Consider the following 23,449-nt stretch of genomic DNA (forward strand, 5'->3'; position numbering starts at 1 on the left):
AGCCTTCAGCTTTGCCGGCAATCAGATCTGTTCGAGTACGTAGTCGAGCGCGCCGATGATGGCGGCAACTTGCGCGTCATTGCACTCTTCAGCCGTGACTTTCGGGCTGTCTGGGTAGACTTCGGTGGTTGAACCGTAAACGCAATCCGTTACGCCGCCACAAAGGCCGAGCTCTTTCATCGGATAAAGAATCACGCCATCCTGAACCACTTCAGAACCGATGATTTCACCGTTGTCATCGGCAGGCGCAATGTGGGTCACTTTGCGCACGGAAGCGATGATGGCCGCCTGAAACTCTGGTTGTGGGTTTGCGGTGTCACCAACGGTATAAAAGCCGTCCGGAATCGAGCCTTCTTCAAAGATAATCCCGTCACGTGCTGCCAGCGCCGGACGAAATTCACTTTCGTCAGTGTCAGTGGTTTCGTGCAGGTCAATGTGCATCAATACGTTTGGCAGTGTCGCCACTAACGCCATCAGATTGGCGGATTCTTCAGCCGGAGTATCGGCATAAAACGAACGATTCGGATCAATTGCATTTGGGTTCCAGCGGTTGATCGTCTCGTAACCCCACGGGCTGATGCATGGCGCCGCCACGATATTGAAATGCGTTTCGTAGCGTTTGGCTTCCGTCGTAAGAAACTTCAGTGCGCCGTGGACACCGCTGGTTTCGTAGCCGTGTACGCCGCCAGTGATCAAAATCGTCGGTTTATCGTCTTGCCAGTCGCGTGTTTTAAGACAAAACAGCGGATAACGGGCTGCATCGTAAGAGAGCGCGCCATACTGTTCGACATTGAATGATTGGCTAAGAGCCTGGATTTTCGGGACCACTTCTTGTTGATATTCACGTTTGATGGTGGTTTGCGCGCGCCAGGCCTGGCGCTCAGCGTTACCCCATTTTTGGCCTGGAGTACCGATTGGGTAGGTGTAAGCAGAGTTCATGACTTTCCCTGTTAAGCATAAGAGAGTAAGCAGGGTAATCTCACTCTGCTGCCGGCGCAACTGGCGGCAGGAGCATAAATCATCCCTCCGGCCGTTTTTCTTTTCGTGATGACTAACGGAATCACCGGGTTAGTGTTACATTTTGTCTCAATGAACTGATGATAAGATATAAAGAGAATATTCATGGCGGGTGCGAGTTTACTGACTCTGTTAGATGATATAGCGACGGTGCTTGATGATGTCGCAGTGATGTCGAAAGTGGCGGCGAAGAAAACCGCAGGCGTGCTGGGGGATGACTTGGCTCTGAATGCGCAGCAGGTTTCCGGTGTGGCCGCGGAGCGAGAGATCCCGGTTGTCTGGGCGGTCGCGAAAGGCTCGTTCCGCAATAAATTAATTCTGGTTCCGGCGGCGCTGATCATCAGTTCGATTGCTCCGTGGCTGATTATGCCGCTGTTGCTGCTTGGCGGCTTGTTTCTCTGCTTTGAAGGTGCGGAGAAGGTACTGGAAAAATTGTTTCACTCTCAGCCCGAGAAAAAGCCGGAAGAGGCCATGGAAGAGCTGAGCCAGGTGAATGTGGAAGAGTATGAGCAGAAGAAAATTAAAGGTGCGATACGCACCGACTTTATTCTTTCTGCCGAAATCATTGTGATTGCGCTGGGAACGGTGCAGGGCAAAGAGATGCTGACGCAAATTGTGGTCGTGAGCCTGATTGCAGTCATTATGACCGCGGGTGTTTATGGGCTGGTGGCCGGCATCGTGAAACTGGACGATCTCGGGTTTTATCTTGAACGTAAGTCCAAAGGTGAAGGGCTGCGCGCACGCCTTGGCAGTGCGCTGGTCAGCTTTGCTCCCAAATTGATGAAAGGACTGACGGTGGTCGGTACGGCAGCGATGTTCCTGGTCGGCGGAGGCATTGTGGTTCACAACGTTCCGGTGATTCATCACTGGATTGAGCCTGTGCTGATGGACTTACCGAATCTGTCGCTGGTGAGCTCACTGGTGCCTACGTTGTTGAACGGCTTGATCGGTGTCGTCGCCGGACTGGTGATCGTCGCGGTCATGGAAGTTGTTCATAAAGTGCGCGGAAATTAAAATTTTAATTATCGTGACAATAAATTATCTCAATGGTGATTTGTCAGTGAAGGAATAGACTAGCGCTTTTCTTTCTCCGGCAGTCACCATTTATGCATTGTGAATTCTTTGAACAGCAGCGCTGCACCTCGTGTACGCACTGCGCGACACCCTACGTTTCTCAGGTTGAGATCAAAGATACCCACCTCAAAGATCTGCTGGTCGATCTCGCGCCGCAGCAATGGCTGCCGCCCATGCTGAGTGAAGAGACGGCGTTTCGCAATAAGGCCAAAATGGTCGTGCTTGGCGCGGCTCATGCGCCGATTCTGGGGATTGAAAGCCAACTTGACGGAGAAGCGCTGTCACTGACTCAGTGCCCACTCTATCCGGCACCAACTCAAGCGCTGTTGGAGTATCTGCAGCACTGGATTCGCATTGCTGGGATTCCGCCCTACAACAAAGCCAAGAAAAAGGGCGAACTCAAATTCATCTTACTCACACGTAGCGAGCACAGCGGTCAGTTTATGCTGCGTTTTGTCAGCCGCAGCAAGGATGTTCTGCCACGTATTGAACGCAATCTGCCTGCATTGCTGGAGGCGTTTCCGGCGATTGAAGTCGTGTCGGTCAATATTCAGCCCGTGCACATGGCAAGGCTTGAGGGCGATGAAGAGATCTTTCTCACCGACACGCAAGTGCTGATGGAGCAGTTCAACGATGTACCGATGGTGATTCGTCCGAAAAGCTTTTTCCAAACCAACCCGCAGGTGGCGGCATCGTTGTATGAGACCGCACGTCAGTGGGTGCGTGAGCTGGATCCTGCGCACATGTGGGACCTGTTTTGTGGCGTGGGTGGTTTTGCGCTGCATTGTGCATCACCCAGCACGGCGGTAACCGGCATTGAGATTGAACCTGAAGCCATTGCCAGTGCCAAGCGTTCAGCCAGTGCGATGGGGATCGATAACCTCAGCTTTGCCGCACTCGACTCTGCGCAGTTTTCATTAGGGCAGGATGCCGCGCCTGATCTGGTGTTGGTCAATCCGCCTCGCCGCGGCTTAGGTCAAGCGCTGACGAAGCAGCTTGCGATGCTGGCGCCAAAACACATCATCTACTCAAGCTGTAATCCGCTGACGATGAAAAGCGATATGGAACAACTCAGCGATTATCGCAGTGTGAAGCTGCAATGGTTCGATATGTTCCCGCATACTGATCATGCTGAAGTGTTGGTGTTGCTTGAACGTAATATCTGAAAAGTATTAAAAAGGAGAGGTTAACCTCTCCTTTTTTGTGCTTGTCATTCAGCTGAACGCGTTGTTAGTTAGCCAATAGCATTGTGGTTCAACGGATTATTTCACTGTCCACTGCACTTGTTCGCCAGCGCGAATCGGCACGATAGTCTCGCCGCCAAATGGCATCGACGCTGGTACATCCCATGCCTGTTTGGTCAGGGTAACGGTATCGCTATTGCGTGGCAGACCATAGAAATCCGGACCGTTGTGGCTGGCAAACGCTTCCAGTTGATCCAACTTACCTTCCTGCTCAAACACTTCAGCGTACAGTTCCAGTGCGGCGTGCGCGGTGTAAGAACCCGCACAGCCACAAGCAGCTTCTTTTTTGCCTTTCGCGTGTGGCGCAGAGTCAGTGCCAAGGAAGAACTTCTTGCTACCTGACGTCGCGGCTGCAACCAGCGCGTGCTGGTGCGTGGCACGTTTCAGAATGGGTAAGCAGTAGAAGTGTGGACGAATGCCGCCAACCAGCATGTGGTTGCGGTTAAACAGCAAGTGATGAGCGGTAATGGTCGCGGCAACGTTGTCGCCTGCATTTTTTACAAATTCGACGGCTTCTGCGGTGGTGATATGTTCCAGCACGATTTTCAGATTTGGGAAATCGTTGACGATTGGCGCCAGCACGGTCTCTAAGAACGTCTTTTCACGGTCGAAAATATCGATGTCGTGCGCGGTCACTTCACCGTGAACCAGCAGCAACATGCCTTCTTCCTGCATTGCCTGCAGTACCGGATAGATGTTTTTCGCTGAAGTCACACCTGAATCAGAGTTGGTGGTGGCACCTGCAGGGTAAAGTTTCGCGGCAACAACGGCGCCAGAAGCTTTGGCTTTGCGAATCTCTTCTGGTGAGGTGTTGTCAGTCAGATAGAGCGACATTTGTGGATCAAACTGGCCTTGAGGCTGCGCCGCCATGATGCGTTCGCGGTAAGCCAGCGCCATTTCCGTCGTGGTAACCGGTGGGACAGTATTTGGCATGATTAGCGCGCGTCCGTTGTAACGGCTGATATCGCGCACGGTGTCAGTCAGAACTTCGCCATCGCGAAGGTGAACGTGCCAGTCGTCAGGACGTGTGATCGTTAGAGTTGTCATGAATTGCTCCCACCATGAATGCGTTGAGTGATTGGAGCCTGAACGGCCAGCGAATTGTCTTGCGCAAACGCTTCCGTTTAGGCGACAGGATGATAGAGGAAAAGGGGGGGCATTTCACCCTTTTCTTTGAAATTCTCCCCAAATCGCCATTTTGGCCAGTTTATTCTGCGCTGATTGCTAAGGATATGCACTCGCATTAGTCGTTGGGCCAATTTTGCTTTATCATCGCTGGATAATAATTGTGCGTAAGGAATTGCAATGTCGTCAGCTCATCTTTCTCAAATTAACGTTTATCCGGTCAAATCTGTCGGTGGTATCGCCCTGTCCAATGCATGGGTAGAAAAACAGGGTTTGATGTTTGACCGCCGTTTTATGGTGGCACTGGCTGATGGCAGCATGGTGACGGCGCGTAAGTATCCGGGAATGGTTAAGGTGCGCTCAACATTGGCCCCAGATGGCCTGATTTTCGCCGCTGAGGGACTGTCTCCGCTCAAACTGCGTTATCAAGACTTTAAAATGCAGGAAGCGCCGGCTCAGGTTTGGAGCGACAACTTCACCGCTTACACCACCACCGATGAAGCCGATGACTGGTTCAGTACGGTATTGGGGCAACGTGTTGAGCTGCTGTTCAGCGGCGAGCAATCCAACCGTGTGCGCGAGAAAGTCGGTGGCAATGTCAGCTTTGCCGACGGTTACCCGCTGCTGGTGATCAGTGAAGGCTCGCTGCAAGAACTCAATCGTCGTAGTCCGGAACAGCACAGCATGGATCAGTTTCGCACCAACTTAGTGGTGTCGGGGACTGAACCGTTTGGCGAAGACAGCTGGAAGCGCATTCGTATCGGTGACGTTGAGTTTGAAGCGGTGAAACCTTGCGAACGCTGCATACTGACTACGGTCGATGTGAAGAAAGGTGAATTCCGCCCGACGAAAGAACCGCTCAGAACGCTGTCCCAGTTCCGCGCCAATGAACGAGGCGGCGTATTCTTCGGCCAGAATTTGGTGGCGAAGAATGAAGGCATGATCCGCACTGGCGATGTGGTGGAAGTGCTGGAATACAAAGAAAAAGAGTTCTACGCCGACAATGGTCAGAGCCACTATCTGATGACGTGCGTGGAACGCGAAGAGATCGCCCGTGATTTTGTCACTTTCTGGCTCGAACCACAGCACGGTATGGCGCCGAGTTACCAGCCGGGTCAGCATCTGCCGATTGAAGTGGTGGTGAATGGCGAAAATGTTGCTCGCCGCTACACCTTATCTTCCAGCCCGTCACGTCCGGGACGTTTGGCGATTTCAGTGAAACGTATTGACGGCGGACGCGTTTCCAACTGGCTGGCGCAAAATCTGCAGGTGGGCGATACGCTCTCCACTCAGTTGCCTGACGGCAGTTTCCGTCTTGAAAAAGAGCAGCACCAACAGCCATTGTTGCTGCTCTCTGCGGGTAGTGGGGTGACGCCGATGCTGTCAATGCTGCGTTATCTGGCGGACCATCAGCAAATGAGCGATGTGGTGTTCTATCATCAGTGCCGCTCGGTGGAAGACATTCCGGTACGTGAAGAGCTGGAACAGCTCAACCGTGAATTTGATGGCCTGAAAGTGTTCATCTCACTCACGCAGCCACCGCTGGATTGGTTTGGCCTCAAAGGCCGTTTTTCACTCTCTCACCTTAAGCAGGTCAAAGATGTGGCTTCGCGTCAGGTATTTGTGTGTGGCCCGGATGGTTTTATGCAGAAGGCGAAAAGCCTGTTGCTGAAGCAGGGGCTGCCGGAAGCTGCCTATCATCAGGAGGCGTTTGGGGTTGCTCAAACCGCACCGAAAGAGTTCAAGGCGCTGCAACTGAGTGTCAACGGCAATGTGTTTGAAGGCAACAACCAGACGACGCTGCTGGAACAGGCGGAAGCAGCAGGTATCGCGATTGCGAGCAGTTGCCGAGCAGGCTTCTGTGGTTCGTGTAAAGTGACTGTCGAATCGGGTTTGGTGCACCAGCCAGATGTGCCCGCGCTGCAAGAGCATGAGCGCAATATGGGCGTTGTGCTGGCTTGCTGTTGTATTCCGGAAACCGATATCGAAGTGGTGGACTAATCGCAATAAAAAAACACCTCCCGCCGGGAGGTGTTTTTTTATGAGTTGTTCTTATTGGGCATCGCCCATCACCAGTTGGCACATTTGCTGATACTGCGCTTGATTTCCGGCAAATAGCTCCGTCACAATCGCGTCTTCTTTGCCACCGGACAAACGGCGTTTCATCGCTTCTCTTACCAACAAAACCAAATGCTGCTCTTTGCTGATCCCACTGTGTTGTGTCGCAGACCAACTGGCCAGCGCCTGAGTAAATGGTGTCACTCTCAGTTTGGGTTCAAAGTTTTGCACTTCTGTTTTTAGTACTTGCAGCAAATGCGGATACACTTCGTCCTCGCGCTTGCTGTGGCGTAAACGCTCCAGCACAGCCAGACTGAGTGCACTATGTTGTACCAGGCCTGCCTGATGCGGGAAAGTGTCACGCAGACGCACTGAAAAATCGATGCGGCTAATTTGGGTATTAGGAAAGAAAGTCAGCGAGCACAGGCAATCCAGTGGGATCCACACGGCCTGATTAGGCTCAACGGCGTATTCCTGTTTACCGAGTTTTACCAGCACCAGTCCTTGATCTACATGAATCAAACTATGCTTGGTCGCACGTTTGCGAGACGTGGCTTCTAAATAGGGAAATAAGCACGTTTCTGACTGAATAGCGTAGTTCATGGATGGCCTCTTGATAATTTGGGGCGCTAAGGTTACCGCTTTCACTGATAAAAGCCAAATATCTCGATGAAAACAGGCACGTTCAATGCATTATTCAATGGGTTGCATTGAGATAAGCGTAGATTATGCAAGTACGGAAACCTTTTTGTTCTAAGCTGGTCTGACCTTGTAAATTATGTGGTAACGATAGCTGCGACGCTCTGTGAGTATGCGTAGAATAGTCCAGCTTTTTATTTGACGTATAAATATATGACATCAACAACTGATCCTTTTGTAGAAATTCGTCCTTACGATGACGATGAGATTCCTGCGGCCATTGATCGTCTGATCAATGACGAAGAGTTTATCGCTGCCATTTTGCAGCACCGGTTTGAGCGCCAGCCGTCTTGGCTAAAATCTCTGATGGGACCTTTTGTTAAAGCCTATCTGAAATTCAAATGGGCCAAGCTGACCTCCGTCGAAGCCATTCAGCTGGAAGTGAAGAAATATCTCGACCAGACACTGGAGCACACCACACGCGGCGTGACCTACAGTGGCCTGAACCAACTCGACAAGAACACCGCGTATCTGTTTGTTTCCAACCACCGGGACATCGCGATGGATCCGGCGCTGGTTAACTATGGCCTGCACATTACGGGTCACCGCACCGTGCGTATTGCTATCGGTGACAACCTGCTGAAAAAGCCCTGTGCGACAGAACTGATGAAACTGAACAAAAGCTTTATCGTGAAACGTTCAGCCAAAGGCCCGCGTGAAATGATGAAGGCGCTGGGCACTTTATCTGGCTATATCAAGCATTCGCTCGACACGGGCAACTCAATCTGGATTGCGCAGAAAGAGGGCCGTGCGAAAGATGGTAACGATTTTACCGATCCTGCGATTCTGAAGATGTTCCACGTGGAAGGTCGTAAGCAAAAGATGGAGTTTGCGGACTACGTTAAGTCGCTGAGAATCGTGCCTGTCTCTATCGCGTATGAAAATGACCCGTGTGACATTGCAAAAGCACGTGAACTGTACGAGAAGGCAACACACGGTAAATACGAGAAAGCGGAATTTGAAGATATCGAGAGCATCATTCAAGGTATCGTAGGTGATAAAGGCCGTGTGCATGTCGCGTTTGGTAGTGTGATTGATCAAACGTTCGAAACGCCGGAAGCGCTGGCCGATGAGATTGATCGCCAAATTCATGAAAACTACCAGCTTTATCCAATTAACCTGCTGGCAGCGGGCGAAGAGAGTGAAGATATCACGCCAGCTGTGCGTGCCAAACTGAATGAGAAACTCGCGCAGCTACCAGAAGGGGCGCATGCCTATCTGCTCGATAGCTACGCAAACCCGGTGCGTAACCGCAAGTAACGGTATCCATTCGGACACAAAAAAGAGAAGCTTCGGCTTCTCTTTTTTTATGGCTGCGCGGTGATATTAACGAGCGACCGCTCCGCCCAGAGTCAGTGTGGTCGGCCACTTGGTAATTTGATTGCCGCCCAGATAGATGTTGCCGTTCACCGTCATCGTATCGGGAAACGTGGTAATTTTGGAACCGCCGATAAACAGACTACCCTGCACGACCAGTCCTTCAGGAAGTTCAGTCAGCGGGGTACGAATCACGCTCAGATCGCCTTTGACGGTCAGGCGTGGTGGCAGTTTAGTCAGCGGCGTGTCAGTAAGATTGATATAGCCGCCGACATTGACCCCGGCAGGCCAGTTTTTGATTTGTGAACCCAGCAGGTTGGCGTAACCACGGATATAGGTGCCGCGCTGAATGCGCTCCAATTTGCTGTTGGTGGCATCGAGGCTGCCCTGCACTTTCAATCCTCTGGGCAGACGGGTAATGCCGGTTTTCGCGATGTTCAGATTCCCTTTGACTTCCAGCCCATCAGGCAGGCTGGTAAAGGGCTTGTTACGCAAATCCAGATTTCCGTAGTTATCGAGATAATTCAGGATATGGTATTGGTCCAAAGGCTCTGCCGTGGCATGAACGCCAGGTAACAACAGCAGCAAACAAATCAGCAGGCGCGGCATAGCGGCTTCCGGTAGTCAAAACGTGAACGCTGTTAGTATCGCCAGCATCGGGTATTGCTTCAATGCCTAATGCTTGAAAGACGGGAGGAGTCGGGGGAAAGTCACAAAAAAACGGGCCAATCAAGCCCGTTAAATCTCGTTTGAATGACGGCGTAATTAACGCGCCAAAGAACGGGTCTTTAGTTCGAAAATCAGTTTTTCAGCACTCACTTCAAACTTAAAGCGCGCGTGCATTTCTTTTACATTGTCAGCCAGTGGCAGAACTTCGTACTGTACATTCTCATTCACCTGTTTAGCGACAGCCAGGTATTTATCGAGTTCAGCGTTCAGTTGCTCCAGGCTATCTGCGAAAATGGACACTTCTGCCACATCGTCGCCTTCACGAATGATGTAGCCCATTTCACCGGCCACGCCACACGCTTCGCACACTTCGGTTTCTACGTAGCTTTCGTTACTCATCTCATAATCCTCTTACAAAAGTTATGGTCATTTTAACCCTGTATGCAACCGTATTCCAGAGTCAGACCCCGCTGTTTTTCTGCCAATTAACAGTTTGATGTTTTGTATCAATAGACGCAGGGTATTGAGAGGAATGGCGAATATCTGACGGATAGATGTGACTTGAGTCAATTTTTTGTGAGTTAAGGTGCCATTATTTTGGCATAATGCTACCTATTTCATTGCTATAGCTTATGGATTGTAAGATTATCCCTACTTGAGGTAACAATATTTTGTCGTGATTTAATCGACGTTTAGTAGGGTGTTTTCATCCGTTCATTGTCGCCATTTCTGTCGCTCTCATGACGCATTCGGTTTGGCACACGGGTGTACTCAGGGCACTTGTGTGTTGTCATGAAGGCAGAGTGTAAGGCATTGATAAAAAGAAAAAATGAAATTTCTGTTCGCTAGGATGAACCGTTGAACCACGCGTATACAGTGTGGAACCCCATTAAGTTCAACGCGGGCATTTCATTGCAGAATAGACAATATGGATTTACATAAGAAGAGCCTTAACCATGCCAAAGCGTAGTAAAGAAGATACCGAAATCACGATTCAGAAGATCATGGACGCCGTCGTTGATCAACTGTTGCGATTAGGGTACGACAAAATGTCATACACGACGTTAAGTCAGCAAACGGGTGTATCACGAACCGGGATTAGTCACCATTTCCCGAAGAAAACGGATTTTGCTTCAGCGCTGGATAGCCGCATTTTTAAAATGTTTGTCGAGCATCTGGATTTCGACAATGGCACAGATTCGTTCTCATCCAGCTGGATGAAAGCGTTAGACAATTCAGAGTTTCTCGCCATTCTTCGCCTGCTGTTCCACCACATTGTGACCGCAGAGCGAGCAGAAAGCTTTGCGTCCAACGGCATTGATCGTTTGTACCGCTTGGCGGACGAAAAGCTGGGCAATGGCAGTGACAGACAAGTGGAATGGCTGATCGGTAAATCACTGGTTACCATGAGCCAATAACCGGCAGGATTGAATAAAAAGGCCAACGTGAGTTGGCCTTTTTTATGCGCAGAATCTGAGAGCTCTAAGCCGCTGGATAAACCATCGGAAAATCGAGCTGTGGATGAGGCGCGACGATTGCCCGATAACCGTAAACCCGTTCAATCAGTTCGCTGTTAAGCGCCTGCCATGGCGGCGCATCGCACACCAGTTTGCCTTGATGCAGCAAAACCAGACGATCGGAATATTGTGCCGCGAGGTTGAGATCGTGCAGCACGACAATCACCGCACACGCTTCGTTGCGGGCTAAATCGCGCGCAATTCGCAGCGTATTATGCTGGTGGGCAAGGTCGAGCGCCGAAGTAGGTTCATCCAACATCAGTATTTTTTGCTCTCCCCCTTGATGCAATTGCGTCAACACGCGAGCCAAATGCAGGCGCTGCTTTTCACCGCCGGAAAGAGCCGGATACAAACGATCCGCCAAGTGAATCACATCGGTCTGAGTCATGTAATGACGCGCGAGCCTGCGTGTTTCCTGCTGCGAAGCATTGAGCGGAATCGCGCCCAGTTCCACCACTTCTTGCGCGGTAAAGGGAAAGCTCAGACTGCTACTCTGTGGTAACAGACCAACATGACGGGCGAGATCAGAGGGCGACCACATCTCCCGCGCCTGGCCAAAAACGTGGATCGGCGTTCTGCTGTCGAGTTCACCACTCAGAAGTTTCAGCAGGGTACTTTTTCCGGCACCGTTAGGGCCGAGTAGCGCAGTGACTTCACCCGAGCGAATTTCGATATCAATTTCATTCAGCACGGTGCGGGCGCCAAAATGGGCAGACAACCCCTGTGCCTGAAGGGCGATAGACGACATCAGAATATTTTTCCCTTTTGCTGAAACAGAAGATAGAGGAAGAAGGGCGCACCGACTAAGGCGGTGACGATGCCTATCGGCAGCTCTGCCGGGGCTGCCGCGACGCGGGCAAACATGTCAGCGATGGTCAGCAAGAGCGCGCCAAGCAGCGCAGAAACAGGCAGCAGGTTGCGATGATCCGGCCCGACCAACATTCGACCGAGATGAGGCACCACCAGACCGACAAAGCCAATCATACCGGCGGCACTGACGGTAACGCCGACGCCGACTGCGCTGAGCACAATCAATGCTCGCTTGAGGCGCTGAATCGGAATTCCCAGATGGCGCGCTTCTGACTCGCCGAGCAGCAGGGCATTCAATGCCATCGCACGGCGGGAGAAGTAGAGGTACAACCCCAGTAACGTGATGCCACACAGCGTAATGCTCTGCCAGTTCGCACCGGCAAACGACCCCATGGACCACAAGGTGAGATCGCGCAGCATCTGATCGTCGGCGACGTAGTTCAGATAACCAATGCCCGCGCCGGATACGGCGCTGATCGCGACCCCGGCCAGCAGCATGATGGTGACGGAAGTCCCGAATTTATTGGTGCCGAGTCGATACACCACAATGGTGGTCAGAGCGCCGCCGAGAAAAGCGCACAGTGGCAGCGTGATCGCATTCATCCAACGCGCGTCAAAGTTGAGGTTGCCCAGCAGTACAATGGCCAGCGCGGCCCCCAAAGACGCTCCGGCAGAGACGCCGATGATGCCGGGTTCCGCCAATGGGTTGCGAAACAGCCCTTGCATCACGGTGCCACACAACGCGAGAATCGCGCCGACCAGCATACATAACAGGGTGCGTGGGAAACGAATCTCATGGATCACCAAATTAATGTGCTTGGCGATATCGTCACTTTGCAGCAGCAAGCTACTCAGGCTGTCACGGAAACTGATGTTCATGGGACCAACCGTGATGGAGTAAATGGCGGAAATCGCCACAATCAACCCCAACACCAGCGTGGTCAGATAAAGGGGAACCTGTCTTAACACGCGCATTTAACCCTGTGGATAGAGCAACGCCTGCAGGCGCTGCGCTTCTGCTAAGCTTTTGAGTCCCAAACCACCGACCAACGTGTGGCCATCGACAGTGATGATCTGTTTACTCTGACCTGCTGGTGTGGCGGCCAGCATTGGCATTGCCGCAAGAATAGCGTCGGCGCCGCCCATTTTGTCGTAGCTGCGGCCGCTAACCAGAATCACATCGGGTTGCATTTCAACCATGGCTTCCATCGACAACGGTTTGTATGACGTCAACTGTGTCGCCGCCGGGTTTACGCCGCCTGCGAGCGTGATCATCGCATCCGGTACCGTGTCACTGCCTGCAACGTTCGCTGCACGTCCTTCATGGATCAGCAGAAACAACACTTTCTTGCGTGCTGATGCGTCTGGCTGGTGGGCTTGCAGCGCTTTAAGCGCATCGTTGACCTGTTGTTTCAGAGGGCCAGCGGCCGCTTCGCTGTGGGTCAGGCTGGCAATCTGATCGATGCGTTGCAGTAAGCCTTGTGGCGTCGAATCACTGTTGATCACTTCAACGTCGACCCCGGCAGATTTGAGCTGGTTTAATGTGGTGTCAGGGCCCATCTCATTGGAGCCGAGTAGTTGCGTCGGCTCAAGCGCAAGCAGGCCTTCGGCAGACAGTTGACGATGATAACCGACCTTCGGCAATGCCAGAGAAGGCGGCGCCACACTGGTGACATCAATCCCGACCAGTTGCTGCTCCGCGCCAAGCGCCAGAATGAGTTCAGTCACGCTGCTGCCTGCACTGATGATGCGTTCAGCGGCCAGAGTGGAAGAGGAAAAGGCAGTAAATGCAGTGGCCGCCAGCCACGCTATTCGAACGGTGGTTTTCATGGTGTGTCTCATTATTTCGATGGTTTTTCGGTTAACAATTGAGTGGCTTGAATGCCGTTTTCCTGCAAAAAGGCCAGCAGTTTGACCAAATGTTGCACCTCGGCATTTTTATCGGCGCCGATGACGATTGGGCGCTGGTTATGTTGATGAGCCTCAAGTAGGGCGAGAGTGAAATTGTGCCAGTCGAGGTAGGCTTGGCCGTCAATTGCCCAGTAAGGCTCAGTCGCGGTGATGTTAATGGTCAGCGACTGAGACTCCACAGCGGTAACGACATCGGAATCGCTGGTGGGTAAGGTGACATCGAGCGAATCGAGCTTGACCGCTGCGGTCAGCATCAAAAACACCATCACGATAAAAATGATGTCGAGCAGCGGCGTCAGATCCAGCGTTAAGCCAAACTCGTTTTTGTGCGGTGCGCTTTTGATCATGATGAACTCACAGCAGGCGCAGCGGCGGTGTCTGACGAAGAACGGCGCGCGTCACTGGTATTAAGGCTGATACCTTCCAGCCACAGATTGACGTAGTTGAGCGTGTGCTCCAGTTTCGCCATCACTTTGTCGGCCCATAAGCTGAGTAACTGCGCGCCAGCGATGGCGGGCAGGGCAATCATGAGGCCTGCTGCGGTGGTACGCATCGCAATGCCAAGACCATCGGCCAGATCGTTGGACGTAATATTGCCGCTCGAAGCCGCTACACCTTTGAACATTTCAATCAGGCCCAGTACGGTGCCGAGCAAGCCAATTAACGGACTTATAACGCCAATCAGAGTGAGCAGACGCAGACCGGCATTGAGCTGATGGCGTTTTTCCTGCAGCCAGATTCCAGCTGCATCTTCGCGTAACGCTTTAGGAAAGGCATGGTGGGCCAGTAGCATAGCCACTGCGCGGTAGAGCAGCGGGCGCTTGTCAGCCAGTGACTCGGCTAATGCTTCCAATTCGGTAGCATTGGTTGGCGATACTTGGTTCAGGTGACGGCGGATGGCTCCTTTGCCGACGCCTAAACTGAGTATCACCTGAAAGGCGCGTTCAGCCAGGATCATGACGGTCAATGCTGAGCAGATTAGCAGGGGCCAGGTCATCAGACCGAGTTGTTGTTGCAATTGATGTAGTGGTTCCATTATCCATCCAACCTAAAACGAACGGGAATTTGCACTCGGTGAGCCAGCGCTTCACCGTTGATGATGTGCGGAGAAAACTTCCACTGTTTGATGGCATCCAGCGCGGATTGGTCCAACATCTCAGTACCGGAAGAAGAGATTAAAATCTGTTTGATTTGGTGACCTTGTGCATCGAGCCACACCTCGTAAGTGGCCACCCCCTCAATACCGCGCTTTTGTGCCAAACGTGGGTAATTGGGGCGAATCGGACGTGACACAAAAGAGGGGCGATCAACCAGGATTGGTGCAGCATTCGCGCCTTGGCTGCTTATCTCAGGCGCCGGCTTGGCTTTCGCTACGGTTTCAACGGGCGTAGCGGCTGGTGCAGTGTGATTCACTGCCTGCGTTGTCTCTGATTTGTGCTTGACTGGCGGAGCCACAGGTTTTGATGTTTGCACCGTTTTATTGGACGCTGAACGAATGGGTTTCGGTTTGTCAGCGCTTTGGGCGACCTTTTCTTTCGGCTTTTCAGGTGTTACTGCTGTGGTTTTAGGTTCGGGTTTGGCTGGCGATTTCGCAATGTTGTCCGCTTTAACCTGCGGCGTTGCTTGCGGCGCGGCGACAAAATTGATCGCGACCGAAGTGGATTGATTACCTGCAGGCATGGCAAGCGCGGTGGACTGTTTTGCCACCAACAGGAGTGAAGCGTGCAATGCAAGAGAAACGCCGCCTGCGACAAAATATCTTGGGAAATTCACTCTCAGCTCCGAAGCCCGTATCCATTTAATTTCAGAATTATCACTCAACATGCAAATAAGATCAATTATCAATTGCATTCTCATTTGAGTGTATCTATGATTTTGTCACTTTGTGTCAACGACTGCACTGGCAATGATTCAGCGGATTCGGATGAACTATTTGGTTTATCGACGGCTCCAATCATTCGACAGTCATCAAGGTTTCAGTCACATTAAAATGGTGACAAACCTGCAACAAGCACTCATCAGGCTGCACAATATTCAGATTGAACCAGTTCGTGGCCTGAGCGCTACGAGCCAGATAACAGTGGAAATAAGTATGGAATCTCTACAACAACAAGTTGCAACGCTGCTTGAACAGGAACCGACACTGCTGACAGCCGCGATGGCTGAGCGACTCAATGTTTCCGAATTTGATGTGGTAAACGCCCTGCCAACGGAAATGGTGGCTGTGGTGGATGGCAGCGAAGCGGAAACGTTACTCAGCGATATCGCAGACTGGGGCGCAGTGACTACTATTGTTCATTCGTTTGGTTCTATTTTCGAAGTCAAAGCGCCATTGCCGAAAGGGAAAATGGCACGTGGCTACTACAATTTAATGGGGCGTGATGGTCAACTGCATGGCCATTTAAAACTCGATACGATTACGCATGTTGCGCTAGTCAGCAAACCGTTTATGGGGCGTGAAAGTCATTACTTTGGCTTTTTCAGTGCCCAGGGCGACAACATTTTTAAGGTATATCTGGGACGTGACGAAAAGCGTGAGCTGTTATCGGATCAGGTCATCCGCTTTAAAGCATTGCAACAACAACTACAAAAATAGTGATCGGTTTTAGGAGAAAGTAAATGGATCAGCAAGTTAAGCAGGAAAGACTGCAAGGACGTCTGGAGCTGGAAATTCAAGAGTTCCGCCAGGAGCGCTCAACGCTGCAATTGGCGACGGTCGATGCTGATGGGCGTCCAAACGTGAGCTATGCGCCGTTTGTGCAGAACCAGGAAGGCTACTTCATTCTGATCTCGCACATTGCCCGCCACGCTCGCAACCTCGACATCAATCCACAGGTGTCGATCATGATGATTGAAGATGAAAGTGCCGCGAAGCAGTTGTTTGCTCGCAAGCGTCTGACTTTTGATGCCGTGGCCAAAAGTGTTGCCCGTGACAGTTTGTTATGGCAACAAGTGATTGGTCAGATGAAAGCGCGCTTTGGCGAAATCATCGATGGACTCAGCCAGTTGGAAGACTTTACGCTCTACTGCCTAAAACCGGAGAAAGGTTTGTTCGTGAAAGGGTTTGGTCAGGCGTATCAGGTGTCCGGTGATGATCTGGTGGACTTTGTTCATCTGCAGGAAGGCCATCGCAAAATCTCTAACGGCTAAGCGTTTAAACCACATTGTCAGGGGCTGCATTGCAGCCCTTTTTTGTTTCTTTCGCCGGGCCGTTATCTCTTCACCGCTTCCAGCGATTCGAGCTCATTTCTGTGCAGTATGGCGCTGAGCTTCACAATAATGGTGCGTTACGGTCAATAAATCGTCAATTCATGCTTTGAGTTGGTGCAAATTAAAATTAAACAATTCAATAACATAAGAGAATATGACTGCATTACTCATTAAGGAGTAGTGAAGTTGTTTTGAGAGAATATGAAATTCAGCACAGCGTATGGTTTCTCGGTTTTTGGAACAGGCTTTGCATTTATTAATTGAATAATCATACACATGGATGGTGAATTTATGCAGTTAAAGGCAGCGGAGCGAGGATGGCTCCCTTGGCTGGGAAGTACCGGTAAACTGGCGATGCGCAAAGCGTGTTTTATGAATCGTAAACGCGTAGCCTCTCTTGAACAAACCTTTGAAAATATTGCCAATACGCGAGTACAGATCCTCACAACCTGGGCGGAAAACGAGTGGTCTTTTTTACACGATGCGGCGCTCTATCTGGCAACCAAAGCGACGCATGAATACCGCGAAACCCTGCATCGCTTGCTCAAGCGCAGCAGCGATTTTTCTGAACTGTTTATCGTGTCGCCGCAAGGACAGATCATCGACTCCACCTACCCGCCCCAACAAGGCAAGTCGGTCGCTTCGATGCCAGCTCTGCGAGCAGGGCTGACGCAGCCTTTTCTGCATGGACCTTATCGTGACGATGTCACGTTGGCGATCGGCCCGTCGAGCTCATTGTTTCACGATGAAGTGACGCTGATGTTCTATCAACCGCTCCGCAATGACGGCGAACTGATTGGCTGTTTGTGCGGCCGTGTTCCCAATGATGTGATTGGCGACCTGATCCAGCGCGAGGCAGGTCATATCTACAGTGAATCGGGCGACAACTACCTGTTTATGGTGCAGTCGCAATTTGACCCGTCAATTCAACAGGGCGTGGCTCTGTCGCGCTCCCGTTTTGAAGACAACCGTTTTTCCCACGGCGAAAACCTCAAAGAGGGCGTCAATACGCGTTGGGGAGTGGTCAAAGTTCAGCGGCACACCGAATTTGAAATTGTGTTCAACGATCCGGCAACCAACAAATTGCATCCCGGAGTTCGGGAAACGATCAACCACGGCAGCAACTTATTTGTGGAATATCCGGGCTATTCGGACTATCGCCACATTCCGGTCATCGGTAAAGGCGTGACTTTCACCATGCCGGGCTCGGTGGATCGCTGGGGCATGATGTGTGAATCGGATCTGGAAGAGGTGTATCGCCACCGTTCACTGGCGCAAAAGCTTGATCAACAGTTTACCCTGAGCATCTTTACGCCGCTGCTATTCCCGTTTCTGGTCAGCTATTGGTACCCGTTGCAAGAGTGGCAACTGCTGTTTTGCTCGTTGATCATGGGCACGCTTGCAGTCGGAATGTTCCATATGGTGACTTCGCGTCCAATGGCCAAAAATTTGGAAAGCATGACGCAAGTGATGCAGGTGCTGGCGGAAGGCGATGGCAACCTGACCCGACGACTGGATGCCAGCCGATTCAAAGCCGATGAAACGGGCGATTTGGGGCGCTGGACCAACAGCTTCATTGACAGTTTAGAAGGCATCATTAAAGAGCTGGTGTTTGCCAGCCGGGAAGTGCAGAGCGTATCGGAATCGATGTTCCGCCGCAGTCAACTACTGCTTTCGACCAGCGACACGACGGCGACGTCCATCACCGATATGTTGTCACTGGCCGGCATTCAGAGCCAAGAGATCAACAGCGCCAACGATACCGCGAATGAGATGAACCTGTTAATGCAGGAAACCGTAGAAGCCGCGCAACTGGAGTATCAAAAAGCCGCGGAAAGTGCGCAGTCGATCAAAACCATCGTTCAATCTTCCGCGCAAACGGTGAACGAAGTGAACAGCGAAATGCAGAAAATTGGCGGCATAGTCGCGCTTATCACGGAAATTACCGCGCAAACCAATTTGCTCGCTCTCAATGCCGCGATAGAAGCGGCGCGAGCGGGAGAACACGGACGCGGCTTTTCCGTGGTGGCCGATGAAGTGCGGGTGTTGGCGAACAAAACCTCGCAAGCGGCGAACAACATTGGCGAGTTGATGAAAGCCCTACACAGCCAGTCGGAACTGGCGGTGAAATACATGCAGGAAGGGATCACGAACGTCGAAAATAGTACCCAGATCGTGGATGATTCCGCGCGCAGCGAGCAGTTACAGTCATCGGCAACGGGGCTGTTTACGCTGATCCAAGGAATTGCTCGCAACAGTGAAGAGCATCGGCAAACGGCGGATTCTGCTCAGCACACCGTAGTGAAATTGCAGGAAGCGTCATCACAACTGGCGCGGCGGACAACGTTAATGCAAAACTCGCTGCAACGGCTCGATCAATTGGTGGGCCGCTTTGAAGTGAGTAAAGCGTCGTAATATCAATAGGTCAGAAAAGAGAAAAGGCGGGAAACCCCGCCTTTTCTCTTTTCTGTTATTCGGATGTCGCTCGTGGTGAACGGGCCGATTTCTTCCATGGTACGGCGAGCAAAGTGAAGATGCCCAGAGCATAAAACATCGACCAACCTAAACAGATAAAAACACCCGTACACAGCAGCAACGCGATGGCGGCCAACACTTTGGCAAAACCGCTGAGCAACTTGTATGCGGCAAACATTGCCAGCAGGTAAACCAGCACAAAGATGCCGTTAGCCAGTTTAAGGAAAAATTCCAGATCCAGTCCCGACCATTCACCGAACACGCATGAGATCAGCAAAATGATACCCACTATCCAGGTGGCGTGAGCCGGGACTCCGCGGCTGGAAAGTTTGGCCGCGGCGCTGTGCGGGCGATATTCGCGCGCCTGCGCCCATACCATACGAGACAAGCTCTGGGTATAAAGGTTGATGCTGGCAAAGCAGGCGAAAAAGCCAACCAGACTGATCAGAGTGGCTGCTTTGGCACCGAACAGTTTGTCACTCAGCCAGGGAATTGAGGCGCTGTCAAATTGCGGGCTGCCATAAGCGCCGAATTTGAGAATGACCACCGAGCACGCCCAGTAAGTTGCACCGGCAACGAAGCAGCCCACCAGAATCGCGATAGGAAAATCGCGCTGTGGATTCTTAAACTCTTCCCCCATGTGGGCAAAGGCTTCGATGCCGACAAAACACCAGAACATCACGCCCAATGCTGCACCAATCGGCCACAGAGCTGTTTGAGTCAGTGCTGGCATCACCAGATCGTCACGTCCCACATCGCCGATAACGAAAAACGAGGCAACCAGAGCGAAGATACTCAGCGCGATGACCGTCTGCAGACGGCCGGAGGACTTGGTACCGGCCAGATTGACCCCAATCAGCAACGCAACAGTGATCCCCTGTGCTAAAAGTGCATGATTGAGTGGTGCCGGTAACAGTTGCTGTAAAAACCCGGCAGCTAAAGCAACAGCTGCAGGAACGCCTACAGGAATGACGCTAACAAAAAGCCAAGCGACGGCGCGCTCAAGGCGGGCATTAAACGCTTGTCGGACGAAATAGGCTGTGCCACCGGCGTTGGGATAGCGTTTACCCAGTGCGGCGAAAGTCAGGGCAATGGGACAGATGGCAACAAACAGGATAAGCCAGGCCCATAATGAAAACTCGCCAGCGATGCCTGCCGCGATGGCCGGAATCATAAATAAGCCGGTACCCATAAGCGTCGTGGAAAGCTGACCGATACCGGATAGCAGCGTAATGTCTTGTCTGAGTTGTTGCACGTTCTTGTTCCCTGATTTTTATTCTTCTTCCCGGCCTTGATGGCGTTGAACCTGCGGCGGGTTTATGGCTGAAAGGATACTCTGAAGCGCAATGTGATGCAGCTGACAAAATGGCTGGCTTTCACGTCAAAGTGACGCATTTTCTCGGTTTGGCCGTCAAATTGACGGTGAAACTGATTGGATAGTGTGAGAACAAGTGGTCTCGTGTGAAAATTTGTGTCAAATTAGCGAGGAATCAACGGGATAAGTTGGTGGTTTTTCGACGTGGAATAGAGCAGAAAAACCAGTTTGTGTGGAAATAATAACAATGGATAAATTTGACAATCAGATCATCGACTTACTTCGGCGCGATGCCCGTATGTCCGTTAGCGACATCGCCCGTGAAGTCAGTCTTTCCCGTTCTGCCGTGACCGCTCGGATCAAAAAGCTCGAACAGGATAAAGTCATTCTGGGCTATCACGCTCAGGTGGCGCAGCCAGAAAAAAACAACAATGTGTGCGCTTACTTCGCGCTCAAGTTCGATACCTCGGCCAGTTTGCACTCGTGTGAGCGCTATGCTGAAAAGCTGTATCAGATTCCCGGCATCAAGTGGTGCCATGCCATCAGCGGCGAAACGGATTTGATGCTGTATGTGGAAGTGGAAAGCATGGCTGAACTCAATGCCATTCGCGATGAGCTACAGCTCAATCCTCAACTGCGCAATCTGATGACACATGCGGTACTCAAAGAATTTTTTAACACCACTAAGCAGGTCTGAATGAACGCACAACAAGTCGTCGAACACTACTGGCAAGCGATGGCCAGCAACGATTTCTTTGAGGCCAGCCAATGGCTGAGTGAGGATTGTGTGATTCATTGGCCGCAATCCAAAGAGCGCATTCATGGCCGCGATAATTTCGCTCGTATCAATAGCGAATATCCTGCCCATGGACGTTGGACATTCGCGGTTGAGAAGCTGATTGGCAGTGGCGACGAAGTGGTCACTCACGTCCAGGTCAGCGATGGGGTCATTCAAGCCACGGCTATTACGTTCCATACGATTGCCAACGGGCTGATTTGTCGTCAGGTCGAGTTCTGGCCGGATGACTATCCGGCTCCGGAGTGGCGCAAAGCCTGGGTCGAGTATGAATAACATTAACCTCAATCTGCTGCGCTCACTGAAAGTGCTGCTGGATGAGTGTCACGTCAGTCAGGCCGCCTACAAACTCAACATCACTCAGTCGGCAGTCAGTCGCCAGCTCAGCCAATTACGAGAACTGTTTGCAGATCCTCTGCTGGTGCGTGACGGTAACCAGCTGATCCCGACTCCGAAAGCGCTGCAGCTTCAGGCCAAATTAGAACACTGGTTTGTGGAACTGGACGAACTGATGGTGGAAGCTGAGTTTGAGCCTGCGCAGTGGAAAGGGGAGTTTGTCCTTGCTTCCAGTGATTACGTGGCACAGTTTATTTTGCCGGAGATTGTCGAAGCAATGGCCGTGCAGTCACCGCAGGTATCGGTGAAATATTGTCTCTGGCAACCGGATTTGCTGTCACAGATGACCGAATCCGATATTCAACTCGCTTCTACCATGTCGCCGGAGCCGCCGGTTGGCGTCTCCTCCGTGTTGATTGGCGCTGATTACCCGGTAGTCGCGATGCACAATCAGCACCCGTTGGCCGCTCAAACCGAGCTCAGTGTGGAAGATTTGCTCAATTTTGCCCACATCAAAGTGATTGGGGGCGGCGACAAAGATACCTATATTGATCAAGCGCTGGCTAAACTTGGTCACCAGCGCCGCATTGCGCTCAAAGTTCCGTTCTTCTCAGCGGCGTTTCGTTCCCTATGCCTGAGCCAGCATTTGATGGTGGTTCCGGAGCACATTGCCAGCAATCTGCAACATCATTACGACGTCGTCTACAAACGCCTGCCAGTGACGACGCCGCTGCATAAATACTGGTTGTTGTGGCATGCCAAATACGACAATCAGGCTTCCCATCAATGGGCGCGCAACCTTGTCCACGCCATCATGACAGAAACCTCGTATTCGATTGGTTATGACTATAAATCATAGCTTTTATGAGAATTGTTGATTTCAATTGATAGTTAATGCTTGTTAATGTCGTGGCTCCAGTAAGGAGTTTTGTATGACGTTTACCGTTTGGCTTTCCCTTTTCACGATTTGTATTCTTGGCGCGATGTCGCCTGGCCCTAGCTTGGCGATGGTCGCTAAACACAGTTTGGCTGGTGGACGCAAAAATGGTCTCGCAACGGCGTGGGCGCATGCCTTTGGTATCGGGGTGTATGCGTTTATCACGCTGATTGGTCTGGCTGTGGTGTTGCATCAGTCGCCGCTGCTGTTCAAAACCATCAGTTACGCCGGGGCGTTTTATCTTGCTTATCTGGGTTTGAATGCACTGCGCTCAAAAGGCGGCGTGGCTGCGAAGCTGGAATCGGGCGAGAGTGTCAGTGTATGGCAGTCGGCGCGTGAAGGCCTGATGATTTCACTACTCAGTCCTAAAATTGCGCTGTTTTTTATCGCACTGTTCAGCCAGTTTGTCGCGGTAGGTAACGAGTTTTCGAGCAAAGCGCTGATTGTCGTGACGCCGTTTGTGGTCGATGGTTTGTGGTATACCTTCATCACTTTTTTGCTCTCGAGCCCGAGACTGTTGGATAAACTGCGTGCCCGAGCGGTGCTGATTGACCGTTTGTCTGGTGTTGTGTTGATTGCGCTGGCACTGCGAGTCGTGATGACGGTGTGATCTTTTCCGTGGCTTGTTGCTACCTGTATCTGCAAGCCATGTTTTTTATCGCCAAAGAAAAGCCGCTGACAACTGAGTTGTCAGCGGCTTTTGCGTATTAGAATGGCTTATCGGCGTTGGCCTGAGACTTCTTCAAACTCGCCGTCAATCACGTTGCCTTGGTTACCCTGTGCCTGATAGAAAGGGCGGCGTTTCAGTTGCTTTTCCAGACGTTTGCCTGTGATGATGGCTGCGATTGTCAAGGGAATCGCCAGCAACAGGCTGAACATCAAAGCGAAGAATCCGGTGATCAGAGTCAGTGCGGTGACTAGAAATCGATACATGTTCTG

Annotated in this window: 25 protein-coding genes; 12 read left to right on the forward strand and 13 right to left on the reverse strand. The window is 51.6% G+C overall.

Translation table 11 applies throughout. The annotated features are described in order from the left end of the window. Positions 1 to 21: 21 nt before the first annotated feature. Positions 22 to 939, reverse strand: a complete 918-nt coding sequence (locus JIG40_RS08535) for a M14 family metallocarboxypeptidase (RefSeq protein WP_158152319.1) — start codon at positions 937 to 939, stop codon at positions 22 to 24. Between the two features lie 183 nt (positions 940 to 1,122). Between JIG40_RS08535 and JIG40_RS08540 the strand changes: the two genes are divergently transcribed. Then, the gene (locus tag JIG40_RS08540) at positions 1,123 to 2,031 is read left to right on the forward strand and encodes a DUF808 domain-containing protein (RefSeq protein ID WP_199465150.1); all 909 of its coding nucleotides are present in this window, start codon (positions 1,123 to 1,125) and stop codon (positions 2,029 to 2,031) included. A gap of 92 nt (positions 2,032 to 2,123) precedes the next feature. Next, a complete protein-coding gene (rlmC, locus tag JIG40_RS08545) occupies positions 2,124 to 3,257 on the forward strand; it encodes a 23S rRNA (uracil(747)-C(5))-methyltransferase RlmC (RefSeq protein ID WP_199465151.1) in 1,134 nt (377 codons plus the stop codon). Between the two features lie 96 nt (positions 3,258 to 3,353). Here the strand turns inward: rlmC and pyrC are convergent, their stop codons facing one another. Beyond that, on the reverse strand, positions 3,354 to 4,382 hold the full coding sequence (gene pyrC, locus JIG40_RS08550; protein WP_158152316.1) for a dihydroorotase: 1,029 nt from the start codon (positions 4,380 to 4,382) through the stop codon (positions 3,354 to 3,356). 258 nt (positions 4,383 to 4,640) lie between these two features. Between pyrC and JIG40_RS08555 the strand changes: the two genes are divergently transcribed. After that, positions 4,641 to 6,461, forward strand: coding sequence for a hybrid-cluster NAD(P)-dependent oxidoreductase (locus JIG40_RS08555; RefSeq protein ID WP_199465152.1), 1,821 nt, complete (start codon positions 4,641 to 4,643; stop codon positions 6,459 to 6,461). Positions 6,462 to 6,512: 51 nt separating this feature from the next. Here JIG40_RS08555 and JIG40_RS08560 read toward each other — a convergent pair whose 3' ends face one another. Continuing rightward, positions 6,513 to 7,121, reverse strand: a complete 609-nt coding sequence (locus JIG40_RS08560) for an AraC family transcriptional regulator (protein WP_158129399.1) — start codon at positions 7,119 to 7,121, stop codon at positions 6,513 to 6,515. Between the two features lie 249 nt (positions 7,122 to 7,370). Here JIG40_RS08560 and JIG40_RS08565 point away from each other — a divergent pair, with 249 nt between their 5' ends. Further along, complete coding sequence (locus tag JIG40_RS08565) at positions 7,371 to 8,477, forward strand: 1-acyl-sn-glycerol-3-phosphate acyltransferase (protein WP_199465153.1); 1,107 nt, start codon at positions 7,371 to 7,373, stop codon at positions 8,475 to 8,477. 66 nt (positions 8,478 to 8,543) lie between these two features. Here JIG40_RS08565 and JIG40_RS08570 read toward each other — a convergent pair whose 3' ends face one another. Both JIG40_RS08570 and JIG40_RS08575 read right to left on the reverse strand, forming a co-directional pair. Next, entirely contained in the window at positions 8,544 to 9,143 is a 600-nt protein-coding gene (locus JIG40_RS08570) for a hypothetical protein (RefSeq protein ID WP_199465154.1), read from the reverse strand. A 156-nt stretch (positions 9,144 to 9,299) separates the two neighbouring features. Next, positions 9,300 to 9,602 carry a YfcZ/YiiS family protein gene (locus JIG40_RS08575; RefSeq protein ID WP_199465155.1) on the reverse strand — a complete coding sequence of 101 codons (303 nt, stop codon included), beginning with the start codon at positions 9,600 to 9,602 and terminating at the stop codon, positions 9,300 to 9,302. Positions 9,603 to 10,159: 557 nt separating this feature from the next. On the opposite strand from JIG40_RS08575, the gene JIG40_RS08580 reads away from it, so the two are divergent. Continuing rightward, positions 10,160 to 10,621: a TetR family transcriptional regulator gene (locus JIG40_RS08580; RefSeq protein ID WP_020328974.1), complete on the forward strand. Its 462-nt coding sequence runs from the start codon at positions 10,160 to 10,162 to the stop codon at positions 10,619 to 10,621. A 64-nt stretch (positions 10,622 to 10,685) separates the two neighbouring features. Here the strand turns inward: JIG40_RS08580 and JIG40_RS08585 are convergent, their stop codons facing one another. Genes JIG40_RS08585 through JIG40_RS08610 form a run of 6 tightly spaced genes read right to left on the reverse strand, consistent with a single transcriptional unit; the run spans position 10,686 to position 15,214 of the window. Then, positions 10,686 to 11,468 carry a heme ABC transporter ATP-binding protein gene (locus JIG40_RS08585; RefSeq protein ID WP_199465156.1) on the reverse strand — a complete coding sequence of 261 codons (783 nt, stop codon included), beginning with the start codon at positions 11,466 to 11,468 and terminating at the stop codon, positions 10,686 to 10,688. Further along, positions 11,468 to 12,499 (reverse strand): iron ABC transporter permease, encoded by a 1,032-nt coding sequence (locus tag JIG40_RS08590; RefSeq protein ID WP_171934579.1) that lies wholly within the window; start codon positions 12,497 to 12,499, stop codon positions 11,468 to 11,470. The genes JIG40_RS08585 and JIG40_RS08590 overlap by 1 nt, the downstream gene beginning before the upstream one ends. Positions 12,500 to 12,505: 6 nt before the next feature. Next, on the reverse strand, positions 12,506 to 13,360 hold the full coding sequence (locus JIG40_RS08595) for an ABC transporter substrate-binding protein (protein WP_199465157.1): 855 nt from the start codon (positions 13,358 to 13,360) through the stop codon (positions 12,506 to 12,508). 11 nt (positions 13,361 to 13,371) lie between these two features. Continuing rightward, positions 13,372 to 13,788, reverse strand: coding sequence for a biopolymer transporter ExbD (locus JIG40_RS08600; RefSeq protein WP_199465158.1), 417 nt, complete (start codon positions 13,786 to 13,788; stop codon positions 13,372 to 13,374). Further along, entirely contained in the window at positions 13,785 to 14,477 is a 693-nt protein-coding gene (locus JIG40_RS08605) for a MotA/TolQ/ExbB proton channel family protein (RefSeq protein WP_199465159.1), read from the reverse strand. Before JIG40_RS08605 ends, JIG40_RS08600 begins: the two co-directional genes overlap by 4 nt. Further along, the gene (locus tag JIG40_RS08610; protein ID WP_199465160.1) at positions 14,477 to 15,214 is read right to left on the reverse strand and encodes an energy transducer TonB; all 738 of its coding nucleotides are present in this window, start codon (positions 15,212 to 15,214) and stop codon (positions 14,477 to 14,479) included. The genes JIG40_RS08605 and JIG40_RS08610 overlap by 1 nt, the downstream gene beginning before the upstream one ends. A gap of 319 nt (positions 15,215 to 15,533) precedes the next feature. Here JIG40_RS08610 and hutX point away from each other — a divergent pair, with 319 nt between their 5' ends. The 3 genes from hutX to JIG40_RS08625 all read left to right on the forward strand — a co-directional run bounded on the left by hutX (position 15,534) and on the right by JIG40_RS08625 (position 19,066). Then, complete coding sequence (gene hutX, locus JIG40_RS08615; protein ID WP_172566469.1) at positions 15,534 to 16,037, forward strand: heme utilization cystosolic carrier protein HutX; 504 nt, start codon at positions 15,534 to 15,536, stop codon at positions 16,035 to 16,037. A gap of 23 nt (positions 16,038 to 16,060) precedes the next feature. After that, entirely contained in the window at positions 16,061 to 16,591 is a 531-nt protein-coding gene (gene hutZ / locus JIG40_RS08620) for a heme utilization protein HutZ (RefSeq protein ID WP_199465161.1), read from the forward strand. A gap of 351 nt (positions 16,592 to 16,942) precedes the next feature. Continuing rightward, entirely contained in the window at positions 16,943 to 19,066 is a 2,124-nt protein-coding gene (locus JIG40_RS08625) for a methyl-accepting chemotaxis protein (RefSeq protein ID WP_199465162.1), read from the forward strand. A gap of 55 nt (positions 19,067 to 19,121) precedes the next feature. Here the strand turns inward: JIG40_RS08625 and yjeH are convergent, their stop codons facing one another. Further along, entirely contained in the window at positions 19,122 to 20,381 is a 1,260-nt protein-coding gene (yjeH, locus tag JIG40_RS08630) for an L-methionine/branched-chain amino acid transporter (protein ID WP_020328985.1), read from the reverse strand. 307 nt (positions 20,382 to 20,688) lie between these two features. On the opposite strand from yjeH, the gene JIG40_RS08635 reads away from it, so the two are divergent. From JIG40_RS08635 to JIG40_RS08650, 4 genes are all read left to right on the forward strand, one after another. Then, positions 20,689 to 21,138 carry an Lrp/AsnC family transcriptional regulator gene (locus tag JIG40_RS08635; RefSeq protein WP_020328986.1) on the forward strand — a complete coding sequence of 150 codons (450 nt, stop codon included), beginning with the start codon at positions 20,689 to 20,691 and terminating at the stop codon, positions 21,136 to 21,138. Then, entirely contained in the window at positions 21,139 to 21,513 is a 375-nt protein-coding gene (locus JIG40_RS08640) for a nuclear transport factor 2 family protein (RefSeq protein WP_199465163.1), read from the forward strand. Further along, positions 21,506 to 22,432, forward strand: a complete 927-nt coding sequence (locus JIG40_RS08645) for a LysR family transcriptional regulator (protein ID WP_158146044.1) — start codon at positions 21,506 to 21,508, stop codon at positions 22,430 to 22,432. Before JIG40_RS08640 ends, JIG40_RS08645 begins: the two co-directional genes overlap by 8 nt. A 73-nt stretch (positions 22,433 to 22,505) precedes the next feature. Beyond that, on the forward strand, positions 22,506 to 23,120 hold the full coding sequence (locus JIG40_RS08650) for a LysE family translocator (RefSeq protein WP_024375202.1): 615 nt from the start codon (positions 22,506 to 22,508) through the stop codon (positions 23,118 to 23,120). Positions 23,121 to 23,227: 107 nt separating this feature from the next. Here JIG40_RS08650 and JIG40_RS08655 read toward each other — a convergent pair whose 3' ends face one another. Beyond that, the gene (locus JIG40_RS08655) at positions 23,228 to 23,443 is read right to left on the reverse strand and encodes a hypothetical protein (protein WP_020328990.1); all 216 of its coding nucleotides are present in this window, start codon (positions 23,441 to 23,443) and stop codon (positions 23,228 to 23,230) included. Positions 23,444 to 23,449 lie beyond the last annotated feature (6 nt).

Origin of the sequence: Vibrio sp. bablab_jr001 (assembly GCF_016464285.1) — a bacterium.
GTDB lineage: Bacteria > Pseudomonadota > Gammaproteobacteria > Enterobacterales > Vibrionaceae > Vibrio > Vibrio fluvialis.